General features: G+C 71.3%; 11 protein-coding genes. 5 read left to right on the plus strand and 6 right to left on the minus strand.

What is annotated here, in order from left to right; translation table 11 throughout:
* Positions 1-50 precede the first annotated feature (50 nt).
* Positions 51-1,238, plus strand: a complete 1,188-nt coding sequence (dinB, locus tag ACIBF8_RS20565) for a DNA polymerase IV (RefSeq protein ID WP_396784840.1) — start codon at positions 51-53, stop codon at positions 1,236-1,238.
* Between the two features lie 122 nt (positions 1,239-1,360).
* Positions 1,361-1,726, plus strand: a complete 366-nt coding sequence (locus ACIBF8_RS20570; protein WP_396784841.1) for a hypothetical protein — start codon at positions 1,361-1,363, stop codon at positions 1,724-1,726.
* A 108-nt stretch (positions 1,727-1,834) separates the two neighbouring features.
* Here ACIBF8_RS20570 and htpG read toward each other — a convergent pair whose 3' ends face one another.
* A complete protein-coding gene (htpG, locus tag ACIBF8_RS20575) occupies positions 1,835-3,763 on the minus strand; it encodes a molecular chaperone HtpG (RefSeq protein WP_396784842.1) in 1,929 nt (642 codons plus the stop codon).
* A 150-nt stretch (positions 3,764-3,913) separates the two neighbouring features.
* Here htpG and ACIBF8_RS20580 point away from each other — a divergent pair, with 150 nt between their 5' ends.
* Both ACIBF8_RS20580 and ACIBF8_RS20585 read left to right on the plus strand, forming a co-directional pair.
* Positions 3,914-4,612: an SDR family oxidoreductase gene (locus ACIBF8_RS20580; protein WP_396784843.1), complete on the plus strand. Its 699-nt coding sequence runs from the start codon at positions 3,914-3,916 to the stop codon at positions 4,610-4,612.
* Positions 4,613-4,813: 201 nt separating this feature from the next.
* The gene (locus ACIBF8_RS20585) at positions 4,814-7,591 is read left to right on the plus strand and encodes an ATP-binding protein (RefSeq protein WP_396784845.1); all 2,778 of its coding nucleotides are present in this window, start codon (positions 4,814-4,816) and stop codon (positions 7,589-7,591) included.
* A gap of 31 nt (positions 7,592-7,622) precedes the next feature.
* Here the strand turns inward: ACIBF8_RS20585 and ACIBF8_RS20590 are convergent, their stop codons facing one another.
* Complete coding sequence (locus tag ACIBF8_RS20590; RefSeq protein WP_396784847.1) at positions 7,623-8,384, minus strand: hypothetical protein; 762 nt, start codon at positions 8,382-8,384, stop codon at positions 7,623-7,625.
* Entirely contained in the window at positions 8,381-8,881 is a 501-nt protein-coding gene (locus ACIBF8_RS20595; RefSeq protein ID WP_396784848.1) for a SigE family RNA polymerase sigma factor, read from the minus strand. The genes ACIBF8_RS20590 and ACIBF8_RS20595 overlap by 4 nt, the downstream gene beginning before the upstream one ends.
* Positions 8,882-9,020: 139 nt before the next feature.
* Here ACIBF8_RS20595 and ACIBF8_RS20600 point away from each other — a divergent pair, with 139 nt between their 5' ends.
* Entirely contained in the window at positions 9,021-9,851 is an 831-nt protein-coding gene (locus tag ACIBF8_RS20600) for a DUF3152 domain-containing protein (protein ID WP_396784849.1), read from the plus strand.
* Positions 9,852-9,873: 22 nt separating this feature from the next.
* Here ACIBF8_RS20600 and ACIBF8_RS20605 read toward each other — a convergent pair whose 3' ends face one another.
* The 3 genes from ACIBF8_RS20605 to ACIBF8_RS20615 all read right to left on the minus strand — a co-directional run bounded on the left by ACIBF8_RS20605 (position 9,874) and on the right by ACIBF8_RS20615 (position 13,954).
* Positions 9,874-10,530 carry a hypothetical protein gene (locus tag ACIBF8_RS20605; RefSeq protein ID WP_396784851.1) on the minus strand — a complete coding sequence of 219 codons (657 nt, stop codon included), beginning with the start codon at positions 10,528-10,530 and terminating at the stop codon, positions 9,874-9,876.
* Between the two features lie 124 nt (positions 10,531-10,654).
* Entirely contained in the window at positions 10,655-11,836 is a 1,182-nt protein-coding gene (locus tag ACIBF8_RS20610; protein WP_396784853.1) for a snapalysin family zinc-dependent metalloprotease, read from the minus strand.
* 189 nt (positions 11,837-12,025) lie between these two features.
* A complete protein-coding gene (locus ACIBF8_RS20615) occupies positions 12,026-13,954 on the minus strand; it encodes an FG-GAP-like repeat-containing protein (protein WP_396784854.1) in 1,929 nt (642 codons plus the stop codon).
* Positions 13,955-14,534: the final 580 nt, after the last annotated feature.

Genomic DNA, 14,534 nt, shown 5'->3' on the forward strand with positions numbered 1-14,534 from the left:
TTCGCCCAGCTCACTGCCACACCGGTCGGGCGCCATGCGAACATGTGTACGTGTCGCCCGGCGCCAGCATCCTGCACGCCGACCTGGACGCGTTCTACGCGTCGGTCGAGCAGCGCGACGACCCGCGCCTGCGGGGGCGGCCGGTGATCGTCGGTGGCGGCGTGGTGCTCGCCGCCAGCTACGAGGCGAAGGCGCGGGGCGTGCGCAGCGCGATGGGCGGCCAGCAGGCGCGTCGACTCTGCCCGGACGCGATCGTCGTGCCGCCCCGGATGTCGGCGTACACGGCGGCGAGCCGCGCGGTCTTCGAGATCTTCCGGCAGACCACCCCGCTGGTCGAGGGGCTCTCCATCGACGAGGCGTTCCTCGACGTGGGCGGCCTGCGGCGGCTGGTCGGACCACCGGCCGACATCGCCGAGCGGCTGCGCCGGGAGGTCCGCGACCGGGTCCACCTGCCGATCACGGTGGGCGTGGCCCGCACGAAGTTCCTGGCCAAGGTGGCCAGCGGGGTGGCCAAACCAGACGGCCTGCTGGTGGTCGCACCGGACGCCGAGCTGGCGTTCCTGCACCCTCTACCGGTGGAGCGGCTCTGGGGCGTCGGTCCAGTCACCGCCGCCAAGCTGCGAGAACGCCGGATCCGCACGGTCGGGGAGGTGGCCCGGCTCGGTGAGGCGGCGCTGGTGTCGCTGCTCGGGGCGGGCGCCGGCCGGCACCTGCACGCCCTGGCACACAATCGCGACCCCCGGGCGGTGCAGGTGGGGCGGCGGCGCGGTTCGATGGGCGCGCAGCACGCGTTGAGTCGCACCCCGCACGCCTCGACCGAGTCGGACGCCATTCTCGCCGGCCTGGTCGACCGGGTCAGCCGGCGGATGCGGGCGGCCGGGCGGTCCGGCCGCACGGTGATGCTGCGGCTGCGCTTCGGCGACTACACCCTGGCGACTCGCTCGCACACACTGAGTAAGGCGACGGCGGACACGACCCCGTTGCTCGCCGCCGCGCGTGCGCTGCTGTGCGCCGCCCTGCCCGAGATCGATCGCCGCGGTGTCACCCTCATCGGCGTCTCGGTGGGCAACCTCGATGACAACCCGGTGCAGCCGGAGCTGCCGTTCCAGCCGGACTCCGGGTCCGATCTGGACGCCGCGGTGGATGCGGTCCGCGACCGGTTCGGATCAGCGGCGCTCACCCGGGCGGTGCTGCTCGGCCGGGAGCCGGGCGTGGAGATGCCGCTACTGCCGGACTGACCGATACGCGTGCGGCGTCCGCGGCCGAGCTGCGACCAGAGACACATCACAGCAGGTCGGCGGTTTAGCCGGCGGCTGACGGGTGACCCTTGAGAGGTACAGCCTGACGAGGGGGGCCCACGATGTCCGACGACACCAGCAACCGACCGAGCCGCACCGCCGAACGCCCGCACGACGTGACCGACCCGCTGCTCTGGCAGCTGGCGATCGACGTACTGAGTGCCCACGAGGCGGACGACGAGGGTCAGTGCCGCAACCTGCAGTGCGCCGGGCAGCCCTGGCCGTGCGCGGCCCGCACCGGCGCCGAGCAGTCCCTGCGCCTGGCCCGCAGCACGCCCGCCTCGGTTGAGCTGACCATCGACGGGACCGACAGCGACGACGTCGACACGGACGGACGCCGCGACGTCTCGGTGCCGGCCCCCCGCTGGGGCTGGAACGCCGGTCCGGTGGCGTCGCACCGGGGCTCGAAGGCCGCCTCCGCGGCCTGACGGCCGCGCACGAGTCGTCATACGCGCGAACGCCCGGCCGGCTGATCCGGCCGAGCGTTCGCGTGTCGACGGTCAGCGGCTGCGCCGCCGACGGGACTGAACCCGCTGTTACAGGGTGCGCGCCAGCCGGTCGGCGAGCGTGCGGGTGAAGCGGGCCGGGTCGGTCAGCTCACCACCTTCGGCGAGCACCGCCAGGCCGTAGAGCAGCTCGGCGGTCTCGGTCAGGGCTGCGGAGTCGCTGCCCTGCTCGTGGGCCTTGCGCAGCCCGGACACCAGCGGGTGACCGGGGTTGATCTCCAGGATCCGCTTGGTCGGGGGGATCTCGTGCCCCATCGCCCGGTACATCTTCTCCAGGGTGGGGGTGAGGTCGTGGGCGTCGCCCACGACGCAGGCCGGTGAGGTGGTCAGCCGGGACGACAGCCGGACCTCCCGGACACTGTCCGTGAGGGTGGTCCCCAGCCAGTCGAGCAGCGCCGCGAACTCTTGTCGTTGCTGCTCGCGCTCGGCCTCGGCCTGCTTCTTCTCCTCGTCGGTGTCCAGGTCGATCTCGCCCTTGGCGATCGAGCGCAGTGGGCGACCGTCGTACGACCCGACCCGCTCGACCCACACCTCGTCGACCTGGTCGGTCAGCAGCAGCACCTCGTGACCCTTGGCCCGGAACGCCTCCAGGTGCGGCGAGTTCTCGATGGCGGCCCGGGACTCGCCGGTGGCGTACCAGATGTCGCTCTGGCCGTCCTTCATCCGTGACACGTAGCCGGCCAGGTCGGTGGGCTCGGCCGGGTCGTGGGTGGAGGCCACCGACAGGATCTCCAGCAGGGTGTCCCGGTTGTCGGTGTCGTCGATCAGCCCTTCCTTGACCACCGCGCCGAACTCGGTCCAGAAGGTGCGGTAGCGCTCGGCGTGGTTGGCCTTGAGCTCCTTGACCGTGGCGAGGATCTTCTTGACCAGGCGGCGGCGGACGACCTGGATCTGCCGGTCCTGCTGAAGGATCTCCCGGGAGATGTTCAGTGACAGGTCGTGCGCGTCGACCACGCCCTTGACGAAGCGCAGGTAGGTCGGGATCAGCGCCTCGCAGTCGTCCATGATGAAGACGCGCTTGACGTAGAGCTGGACGCCTCGGCGGCCCTGCGGGGAGAACAGGTCCAGTGGGGCGTGGCTGGGCAGGAACAGCAACGCCTCGTACTCGAAGGTGCCCTCGCCCTTCATGTGCACGACCTCGAGCGGGTCGGCCCAGTCGTGGCTGACGTGCTTGTAGAACTCGTTGTACTCGGCGGCGTCGACCTCGTCGCGGGGTCGCGCCCAAAGCGCCTTCATCGAGTTGAGGGTCTGCACCTCGCGGGTGGCGGCCTCGCCGTCGGCGCCGGGGCGCTCGACGCTCATCCGGATCGGCCAGGCGATGAAGTCGGAGTAGCGCTTGACGATTTCCCGGATGGTCCACTCGGCGGTGTAGTCGTGCAGGTTGTCCTCGGTGTCGGCCGGCTTGAGGTGCAGGGTCACTGTGGTGCCCTGCGGCGCCTCGTCGACCGCCTCGATCGAGTACGTGCCCTCGCCGGTGGACTCCCAGCGGGTGCCGCCGGTCTCGCCGGCCTTGCGGGTCAGCAGGGTGACCCGGTCGGCGACCATGAACGCGGCGTAGAAGCCGACGCCGAACTGGCCGATGAGCTCCTGCGAGGCGTGGGCGTCGGAGGATTCCCGCAGCTGGCGCAGCAGCTCGGCGGTGCCCGACTTGGCGATCGTGCCGATCAGCTGGACGACCTCGTCCCGGGTCATTCCGATGCCGTTGTCCCGCACGGTGAGGGTGCGGGCGTCCCGGTCGACCTCCAGGGCGACGTGCAGGTCGTCGGTGTCGGCGACGAGGTCCTTGTCGACAAGCGTGGCCAGCCGGAGCTTGTCCAGTGCGTCGGACGCGTTCGAGATGAGTTCCCGCAGAAAGACGTCCTTGTTCGAATAGATCGAGTGGACCACCAACTGGAGGAGCTGACGCGCCTCGGCCTGGAATTCCAACGTTTCGGCCTGGTTGCTCACACCGTCTCCCATCTCGGCTCGTGCGGAGGTTCGCGGAAAGGATACGAGTCGTCACCGGCCGAGCTGTGGGCGCGTCCGGGTCGTATTCCCGATTCGGTCAGGCCGCTCTGGTGAGATAGCTGACTTTGCTTAACAGAAGTCAGGTCGACTAGCGTGACGGCCATGAAGATCGCTGGAAGCACCGCCCTCGTCACCGGCGCCAATCGTGGCCTCGGCCGACACCTGGCCGCCGAACTCCTCGCCCGGGGCGCCACCGTCTACGCCGGCGCCCGCAACCCCGCCAGCGTCGACCTGCCCGGCGTGACACCGGTCCGCCTCGACATCACCGACCCCGCCTCGGTGGCCGCCGCCGCCGAGCTGGCCGGCGGCGTGAACCTGCTGATCAACAACGCCGGCATCGACACCCGCACCGACCTCCTCGACGGCGACCTGGACCTCGTCCGGCTGGAGCTGGAGACCCACTACATCGGCACCCTGTCGACCATCCGGGCGTTCGCGCCGGTCATCGCCGGCAACGGCGGCGGAACGATCCTCAACGTGCTCTCCGTGCTGTCCTGGTTCGGCTCCCCGACCCACGCGGCCTACAGCGCCGCCAAGTCCGCCGAGTGGGCGATGACCAACGTGCTGCGCGTCCAACTCGCCGACCGGGGCGTCCGGGTCGCCGGCCTGCACGTCGGCTACCTGGACACCGACATGGCCGCCGACATCACCGGCCCGAAGTCCGACCCGGCGGTGATCGCCCGGATCGGCGTGGACGGCATCGAGGCCGACGCGTACGAGATCGTCGCTGACGACCTCAGCCGCCAGGTGCAGGCCGGGCTGGCCGGCGGCGTCGCCGCGCTCTACCCACAGCTCCCCTGACCGACGACGCGGCGGGCCGCCGCCGGGAAGCCCCGGCGGCGGCCCACTTCTTTCAGGTACGCGGTCAGCAGGACCGAACACCGACGGTTCGACGGTGGGTACCGGCGTCAGCACAGGTGAGTAGAGGTGTCAGGATGGGTAGGTAACGCGGCAGGGGTCGTTGGGCCCGGAACGGGAGCTTGCGATGGGGCCGGATCGAGCGTGACACGACCCGGCACTGACCTGTTCATCGGCGGTGGTGACGCCGGTCGGTTGATGGCAGAACTCGACTGGGCCCGCACGCCGCTGGGCCCGGTCAGCGGATGGCCGCAGAGCCTGCGCGCCGCCGTTCGGATGGTGCTCTCCTCCCGGTACCCGATGCTGCTGCTCTGGGGTGAGAGCTTCTCCCAGCTCTACAACGACGCCTACTCCGCGCTGATCGGCGACAAGCACCCCGCCGCGCTCGGCGACGACGTACGGGTGACCCTGGCCGAGGGCTGGGACGTGCTCGCCCCGCTGATCGAGGAGGCCATGGCGACCGGGGTGGCCAGCTGGGTCCCCGCGCTGCAACTGCTGCTGGAGCGGGCCGGCTACCGCGAGGAGGCGTACTTCAGCGTCTCGCACGCCCCGGCCCGCGATGACGACGGCCGCACCGTCGGCGTGCTGACCGTGTGCAGCGAGGTCACCGAGCAGGTGGTCGGCGAACGCCGGCTCCGCCTGCTGCGCGACCTGTCCGTTCTCGGCGACGGGCGCACCGTCGACGTGGACGCCACCGGCGCTCGGCTGATCGACGTGATCGGCGCCCATCCGTTGGACGTGCCGTTCGCTGCCATCTACCTGCGTGACGGCGCGACGCTGCGACGGGTTGCCTGCACCGGCGGCGACGAGGGACTCGCCGTGGCCCTTCCGGACACCGTCGAGCCGACCGACCCGAGCCCGGCCGCGTACGTCTGGGGGCTGGCGGACGCCGCCGCGGGCCGGACGACCCCGGTCACCGACGTGGCCGACCGGCTGCCGCTGCCCGCCGGCCCGTGGAACGACCCGGTACGCGCCGCGCTGGCGCTGCCGTTGCCCTCCGGCGACGAGGATCAGCCGCTGGGGGTCCTGCTCGCGGGGGTCAGCCCCAGCCGAGGGCTCGACGAGGCGTACCGATCCTTCCACCAGCTCCTCGCCCAGCAGATCTCCGTGGCGTTGCGCAACGCCCAGGAGTACGAGGAGGAGCGGCGTCGGGTCGAGGCGTTGGCGGAACTGGACCGGGTGAAGACCGAATTCTTCGCCAACGTCAGCCACGAGTTCCGTACCCCGTTGACGCTCATTCTCGGCCCGCTGACCGACGCTCTCGCCGACGCCACCGCGCCGTTGGCACCGGCCCAGCGGGAGCGGGTGGAGACCGCCTGGCGTAACGCCACTCGCCTGTTGACGCTGGTCAACAGCCTGCTCACCTTCTCCACCCTGGAGGCCGGGCGCGCTCGTAGCGACGCCCGCGTGGTCGACCTGGCCGCGCTCACCGCCGAACTGGCCGGTGTGTTCCGGGCCGCCGTGGAGCGCGCCGGGCTGACGCTCGAGGTGAGCTGCCCACCACTGCCCCGGCCGGTCGCGGTCGACCCGGTGAACTGGGAACGCATCGTCACGAACCTGCTCTCCAACGCCCTGAAGTACACGTTCATCGGCCGCATCCGGGTCACCCTCGACGCGGATGACGAGGAGGTGCGCCTCACCGTCGCCGACACCGGCATCGGCATCGCCGAACGGGACCTGCCGAAACTCTTCGAACGCTTCCACCGGGTGCGGGGTGCCCGCTCGCGCAGTCACGAGGGCACCGGCATCGGCCTGGCCCTGGTGCACGAGTTGGCCCGACTGGAGGGCGGCGACGTTCACGTGACCAGCCGGGTGGGCGTCGGCAGCAGGTTCACCGTGACGTTGCCCTGGTCGGCGGCGCACCGCGCCGCGGTCACCGCCCCGGCGGTGGACGGACGGGGTGACGCGGCCCGCGCCGCCGTGGAGGAGGCGATGGGCTGGCTCACCGAGCCGGGTGACGCGGTGATCGAGCCCGATCGCGCGTCCGGGCCGGCGACGGACGAGTTGGCCGGGGCCCGGATCCTGCTCGCCGACGACAACGCCGACATGCGGGCGTACCTCACCCGGCTGCTCACCGCGCAGGGCTGGCGGGTGCGGGCCGTCATCGACGGTCGGCAGGCCCTCGACGAGATCCACCGCGACCTGCCGGACCTCGTGCTGACCGACGTGATGATGCCGGTGCTGGACGGTTTCGACCTGGTGCGCCGGCTGCGTGCGGACCCGGCGACCCGAGCGCTGCCGGCGCTGGTGCTCTCCGCCCGTGCCGGCGGGGACGCCAGCGTGGAGGGCCTGGGCCTGGGCGCGGACGACTACCTGGTGAAACCCTTCGCCGCGGCCGAGCTGATCGCCCGGATCCGGGCCAGCATCCGTCGGGCCCGCGACCGTACCCATCCGGCGGCCAGCGGAGGCGACCCCGCGCCGGTCCCCGCTGCGGCGCCGTCGGCGCGACCCGCCCCGATCGGCCCCGCCGCGCCGGCCCCGGCGGTCGAACCCGTCCGCGAGAGCCCCGCGGTCGGGCCGGCGTCGGCCGACCCGGACGGACTGGGTGACCTGCTGGACGTCGGCTGGACGTACCCGTCCGCACCCACCTCGGCCGCGGCGATGCGTCGGGACGTCCGGAAGGCACTGGGCAACCTCAACGTCGACCCGGACCTGCTGGAGGATCTCCTGCTCGCCGCGTCCGAGGCCGTGAACAACGCTGTCGAGCACGCGCAGCGGCCCAGCCGTCCGGAGGTGCGGCTGCGCGTCCAGGTGGGTGGCGACCTGGTCCGGATCTCGGTTCGGGACTTCGGCACCTGGCGGGACCGCCGGCCGGCGATGGACCGGGGACGCGGCGCGCTGCTGATGAACGCCTACGGCGACGTACGGCTGGTCTCCACCGCCGAGGGGACGACGGTGACCATCGAGCGTCGGCTGGCCTGACCCGGTGTGCGAGCGGTCCGCCGGCACCGGCTCAGAGTCGGCGACCGCTGCTGTCGCGGGCGATGATTCCGTCCAGTCGCTCCCCCGGCGTGAGCTGAGTCGGCTCGAACCAAAAGATCACCACCTGCTTGTCGACGCTCCATCGAGCCAGTCGGGCATCGACCTGCCGACCGTCAATGGTGCCGGTGATCCGCTGGGCGGTGCCCACGAAGTAGCCGAAGGTGGGCACCGGCGCGGCAGTTGAGCCCTCGTCGTAGCCGATCTGGTGGAACCCGGCATGACGGTCGCTGCCTTCGACGTCGTTGACCAGGATGTCCGTGCTCAGCGAGCCGTCCGGAGCTTGGCGACCGGCGGCCAGGCCGATGGACACCTTGGGTGCGCCGGGCACTGACACCGGGACCATGTAGTAGACCCGCCGGTCGCCGCCGTGCCGCACCCCGCTGTCGATCAATTGGCCCAGCACCTTCGGCGGCGGAACGTCGCGGGCCACCGTCGGCGATGGGGTGGGCTCCAGCGACTTCTCCAGCGTCGGCGAGACACCGGCCGACGGCGGAGCGACGGCGACCGGCGGTGGGCGCTCGGTCGGCGCCGGACCGCCCGGCCGGGGCGCGCCGACCGCCACCACGACGACCACGGCGGCCAGGCCGGTCGCGAGCGTCGCCGCCCCGGCTCCGGCGACACGCCGACGGGTACGCAGCCGACGCCCCTCGCGCATCACGGTGGCCAGATCAAGCATGGCGTCGGGGCGCTCGGTCGCCCGCATGGCGTGGCGGAGCCGTTCCAGCTCGCTCATCGGCGCGCCTCCTCATCGGCCGTACGCGGCGCGGCGCTGCGTAATTTCTGCAGAGCTCGCGAGCTGGTGCTCTTGACCGTGCCAACGGATACGGCGAGTTCCCGGGCCACCTGCGCCTCCGGCAGGTCGAAGTAGTAGCGCAGCACGACGATGGCGCGCTCCCGAGGGCTGAGCGCACCGAGGATGGTGATCAACCAGCGCCGGGTGGCCACGTCGTCGGCCACGTCACCACTCCGCTGCTCCGGCACGTCGCCGGTCGGGTACTCCCGCATCGGCCGTCGCCACCCGTCCACCAGATGGTTGACCAGCGTGCGGCGGGCGTACGCGTAGGCGTCGTCGTCGTGGATCCGCGACCACGACGCGTAGGTGCGGACCAGCGCGGTCTGCGCGGCGTCCTCGGCCTGGTGGTGGTCGCCGGTCATCAGGAACGCGGCGTGCACCAACCGCGCGGACGCCGCCCGCGCGAACTCCACGAAATCCGCGTCACCCCGTGCCACCGCGAACCCTCCCCGTGCCACAGAGCTAGAGACGGGCGAGGCCGGCGAAAGGTTGAGCCCCGGTCAGATCAACTTCTCGCCACGGTCACCCGTCTTCTCCTCCGCGCCGCCGCCGAGCGACGCGCGAGGGGAGAGAGACATGTCGACGAAGGCTACCCGCCGCCGGGGTCCCACCCGGATGGCGTCGCTGCTGCTGGTGGCGTTGCTCACCGGATGCGGTCTGCCGGCCGCCGGGCAACCCGCCACCGACCCGGTCGCCGCCGGCTCGCTGCCCAACGGACCGTCGACACCCACCGGTCGGCCAACCGGCACCACCGACGTTCAACCCAGCTCCGCGCCCGTCATCCCGGTCAGCTACCCCGCCACCGGCGGCAACCGCTGGTCGGTGGCGCCCGGCGAGAAGACGCCCGGACGCGCGACCGCCGGCCAGTTGTTGCGCTACCGGGTCGCCGTGGAGCGTGACATCCGGGGCCTGCCGGCGGCGGACATCGCCACCGCGATCACCGCGACGTTGAACGACCCGCGCGGGTGGACGGCGGGCGGAGCGTGGCGGCTACGCCGGGTGGGGCCCGGCGACCCGAGCGACTTCACCATCTACCTGGCGACCCCCGGCACCCGCGACACCCTCTGCCAGGATCTGCCGGACGCCTACACCTCCTGCCGCAACGGCGGCCGGGTGGTGCTCAACGTGGCGCGTTGGGTCAAGGGGGTGCCGGGTTACGGCGCGAGCCTGGACACGTACCGGCAGTACATGGTCAATCACGAGGTCGGGCACAAACTCGGGTACGGCCACGAGCGGTGCCCCGGGCGGGGCCGGCCGGCGCCGGTGATGCAGCAGCAGACGCTGGGCCTGCACGGCTGCACCGCGAACGCCTGGCCGTACCCGAAGGGCAAGGTCCGCTACAGCGGGCCGGTCGGCGCGTACGACGACGAGATCCCCCAGCGTGAGGGCGCCTACTCGGCTCGCTGAGACCGACGGCGGGGGCGCGCCCTCAGGTTCGCCGGCGGCGCTCCTGTTCGAGTCGCTCATCCAGCCGACCCATCTCGTAGATGGCGTTGAGGCTGGTCGGTAACCGGCTGACATTGTCCGGCACCGGGCCGGGATCCGGTGCCGGGCGGGAATCCGGTACGGGACCGGGGTCGGGCGTCTGGGTGGCGGCGGGGGCCGGGGCGCGGCGGCGCAGGAGCAGCAGTGCCAGTACCGCGAGGGCCGCCACGACCAGCAGGTACGACACGGGTGGCCAGGCGTCGCGGGCGGGGGCGGCGACCGCTGGCGGGGCGGTCGGCTCGGGGACGTCACCGTCGCTCAGCGGCACGGCGACCTCTCGGGTGCCGGTGCCGTCACCAACGGTGGGGCGATCGGAGGCGGCAGGCCCGGGGACACCGGCCGCCGACCCGGCGGGCGCGGGGACCGCAGTGGGCTGCACCGGGCTGGGCTGGTCGACAGCCGGTGGCCGGGTCGGCGGGGTCGCCGGGGTGGGGGCCACGCTCGGCGTCGGCGACACACCTGGCGTGCCGCCACCGCCGAGCAGATCGTCGACGATCTGGCCGACGCCGCCGAGGAGGTCTCCGACCGGATCCGACGTGACCGACGGTGACGGCGCGGGCGCGAGGGCGAGGGTCAGAGCGAGGAGGACGACGGCAGGCATGAATCCACCTCCGATGTGCGATATGCCACGCACCGTACCGCATCGTGAGATCGCGTGGGTGACACCGCCACACCGGGGGCGGGGGTTCGTCTGTCGACTCCCCCGCCCGCGGTGTCCCTGTTGGTCAGACCGGGAGACCGCCGACCTGAGTGGAGATCCACGATCGGATCGAGGGCAGGTCGACGTAGATGGACGGGCCGGTGGCGCAGGTGGAGTTGTTGTTGCCGGCCCGGCTTGTCGCGCCGATCAGGTTCCACACTCCGTTGACGCGGCGCACCTGCGGCCCGCCCGAGTCGCCGTAGCAGGCGCCGGAGTTGCCGTTGGTGTTGTTGGTGCAGATCTCGTACGGGCCGTTGATGCCGGAGCACCGGCTGTCGGCCACGATGGACGTGTCCAACTCGTTGGCCACCGCCGGGGCCGACCCGCAGCCTCGCGGGGCGCAGGTCTGACCCCAACCGATGATCCGGGTGGCGGTGCCGACCGCCCCTGATGTGCTCGGGATCGGGGCCGGTGCGTACCCGACCGAACTGGCCAGTTGCAGCAGCTTGACGTCGACGCTCGGGTGGTTGACCGCACGGGTGACCCCGACCACCGTGCCGCCGCTGGTCCGGTTGACGCTGCCGACCCGCACCGAGGAGGGTGTCGAGCAGTGCTTGGCGGTGACCGCCCAGTTGCCCTTGATCAGGGTGCCGGTGCAGCCCGAGACGTACACCATGAAGGGGTAGTTCTCCGTGGCCGGCCGGCCGCCGACCACCGCCGGGCCGATGTCCGAGGCGCCGTTCCAGGTGTACGTCGTGCCGGCCGGCGCGGCCAGGGTGCCGGCGAACAGTGAGTTCACCCGGCTCGCCTCGGCCGCGCTGGGGTTCGCGTTACGGCAGGAGACCGGGGCGCTGCTGCCCGACATCAGGTCCGAGCAGAGACCGGTGCGCCGGTCCGGCAGACCCAGGATGTGCCCGAGTTCGTGGGCGGCGATGCGGTTGCGGTCGTAGCCCTGGTTGACGGCCGTGCGACCCATCCAGATCCGGCCCGAGCCGAGCCCGGTCGGCTGCGCGCGGGGCCAACCGTCGTCGACGTAGATGGTGATGCTGGCCGGGGTGCCGGCCTGGAGTCGGACGGTGCTGACCCGGCTGTTCCAGATCTGCGCCGCCTGGTCGAAGTTGGTGCGGAACTCACCGGTCCGGCTCGCGTCGTAGTAGACGGTCCGGACGGCGGCGGCCGGCGCACCGGTGGCGAGTTGCACCCCGGCTGCCGCCAGGGTCGCCACCAGCATGGCCAGCGCCGCACGTCTCAGTTGTCGTCGGAACATCACGCACTCCCCTGCGGTCGTCCGGCGGCCATTGGCCACCGTTCATCGAAGTACGTGAATATTAGAGCGGCGATGGTCGATGTCCGGCATAGCGGAAGAGTCATACCGGCGCGGCCGGCGGCGGGCACAGCGGTACGACCTCCGCGGAATCGTGCGGAGGCCGTACCGTGGACGTGCCCGGGTGAGTGCCTACCAGTTGCCGAGGACGAGGCGACCGGCGACGTTGCTGAGGCTGAACGGCCCGCTGTTGTACCAGACGCGGGCGGCGTAGTTGCCGTTGCGCCAGACGTAGTAGGAGAACGTGCCATCCGGCTGCTGGTACGCCATCACGATGTCGTCCTTGCCATCCCCATCCACGTCACCGGCCGCCATCCGGTCACCGACGACGCTGAGCCGGAACGCCCCGGAGTCGTAGTCGGCGGTGCGGTTGAACGAATCACCGTCGGACAACCAGCGGTACACCCGCATCGTGCCGTCACCCTGGTCGTACGCCATCGCCGGCTCAGCCCTACGGTCGCCGTTGAAGTCGCCGAGCACGAGACGACCACCGACCCTGCTGAGGCTGAACGGCCCACTGCCATACCAGACCCGGGCAGCCGCATTGCCGTTGCGCCAGACGTAGAAGGAGAACGTACCGTCCGGCTGCTGATACGCCATCACGATGTCGTCCTTGCCATCCCCGTCCACATCGCCCGAGGCCATCCGATCACCGACCGCGCTCAACCGGAACGGCCCCGAGTCGTAGTCACTGGTGCGGTTGAACGAATCACCGTCGGACAACCAGCGGTACACCCGCATCGTGCCGTCACCCTGGTCGTACGCCATCGCCGGCTCAGCCCTACGGTCGCCGTTGAAGTCGCCGAGCACGAGACGACCACCGACCCTGCTGAGGCTGAACGGCCCACTGTCGTACCAGACCCGAGCAGCCAGGATGCCGTTACGCCAGACGTAGAAGGAGAACGTACCGTCCGGCTGCTGATACGCCATCACGATGTCGTCCTTGCCATCCCCATCCACATCGCCCGAGGCCATCCGATCACCGACCGCGCTCAACCGGAACGGCCCCGAGTCGTAGTCACTGGTGCGGTTGAAGGAATCGCCGTCGGACAGCCAGCGGTACATCCGCATCGTGCCGTCGCCCTGGTCGTACGCGACCGTCGGGGCGGCACGACCGGTCGGCTTCGGCGGGGCAGGCGGCGTGGAGGATGCCGCGATCTTCGTGTACCGCCGTGCCACGTAGCTGGTGGCCCGGTGGCTGTCGATGGTCCCGGCGTCGATCGCCGCCGTCCGGATCTTCACCGGGGTCGAGCCGAAGGTGTAGTAGGTGAAGTGCCGACGGTCGGTCTTCCAGCTCTTGAAGAGGACGACGTGCGTCGCGGCGATGTTGAGGATGTCGCCGGGCTGCAGGTCCGACTTACTGATCTGGTTGGAGAACTGGTGCAGCGTCCGCGTGCTGGGGTCGGCATTCAGATGCCAGGCCATGCCCACGTAGCCTGAGCAGTCACGCCGGTATTTGCGGGTGTGCGTGGGGTCCCAGGAGAACGCCCGCTGGCTGTACGGGCCGGGCTGATGGTCTACCCAACCCTGGGCGCGCTGCATGATCTCGGCTCGCGTGATCGGCCCACCGACCGACGAGGCCAACGTCGACAGCTCGCCGCCGTCGGAGCCCTGGGTCGCTCCGGGATCCTCGGTCTCGTCCACCGGATCGTCGTCGGGCAGCTCGTCGCCGGGGTCGTTCAGCTGACATCCGCCGAGCTGGGCCGCGATCTCGGCCGGCACCGACTCGTCGCAGACCCCGCCCGAACCGACGTTGAGCGCCTTCCACTGCTCCGCCACATCCTCGTAGCGGAACAGCACGAACGACGCGTCGTACTCGCCCTCCGCCGGGGCCACCGCGGTGGCCCAGGGCAGGGCGCAGCTCACGCTCTCCAGCACGACCGGATTTCCGGCCGCCTCGTCGGTGAGCGGATCGGCCCGCAGACCGGCCAGCAGGGCCGCCGGCGTCGGGCACACCGGAGCCGCCGCTGCGGCGGCCTGGGCCGGGATCCCACCCGGAATGGCGAGAACACCCGCCAACACCAGCACTGTCGCGAGCTTTCGCCCGCCGGATTCGCGCACAGTCTTCCTCCCCGTTTCGTCGTTGATAGAGGCAGCGCGGCGACTGCTCGAGGTCGACTCAGGTCGTCGAGCAGGCTCACCGCACGGGTCGCCCCGGACGCATCCGGAGCGCAACTCCCGACGATGGCCAAGCGTCGGGGTGGATGCGTCCGAAATGGAGATTACGACGCGACGGGAGACGCCGTGTGTCCCGCGACCGGGGAGCAGACCCGGGACGTTGCGGGCACGAGTTAGGGTGGACGGCCGCCGCGGACAGCCCCCCGTAGAGGTCGAATTCGTCGCGGTGGTGGGCCAGAGCACCGGCTACGCCACACCGGGTCGTGGGTTCGCACGCACACACCGGCACGCTCGACACCGCCGCGACGGCACAAGATCGGGCGCTGGGTCGTGTATCCGCAGTCAGAAGCCCGACTTCACGCAGAAACGCGGTGGTGGGGCCGCGTACGGCGGGACCGTGCCGGCACACCCACGCACGTGCTGCTGCCTGCCGAGCTCGGGCTGACGCAGCACTCGGCGGCTGTTACGCAGCGGTTACGCCGCAGCGAAGTGCCCGTGCCACGGCAAGACGACGGTGACGACA

It is taken from the genome of Micromonospora sp. NPDC050276, from assembly GCF_044459545.1.
In the GTDB taxonomy this organism is placed as follows: domain Bacteria; phylum Actinomycetota; class Actinomycetes; order Mycobacteriales; family Micromonosporaceae; genus Micromonospora.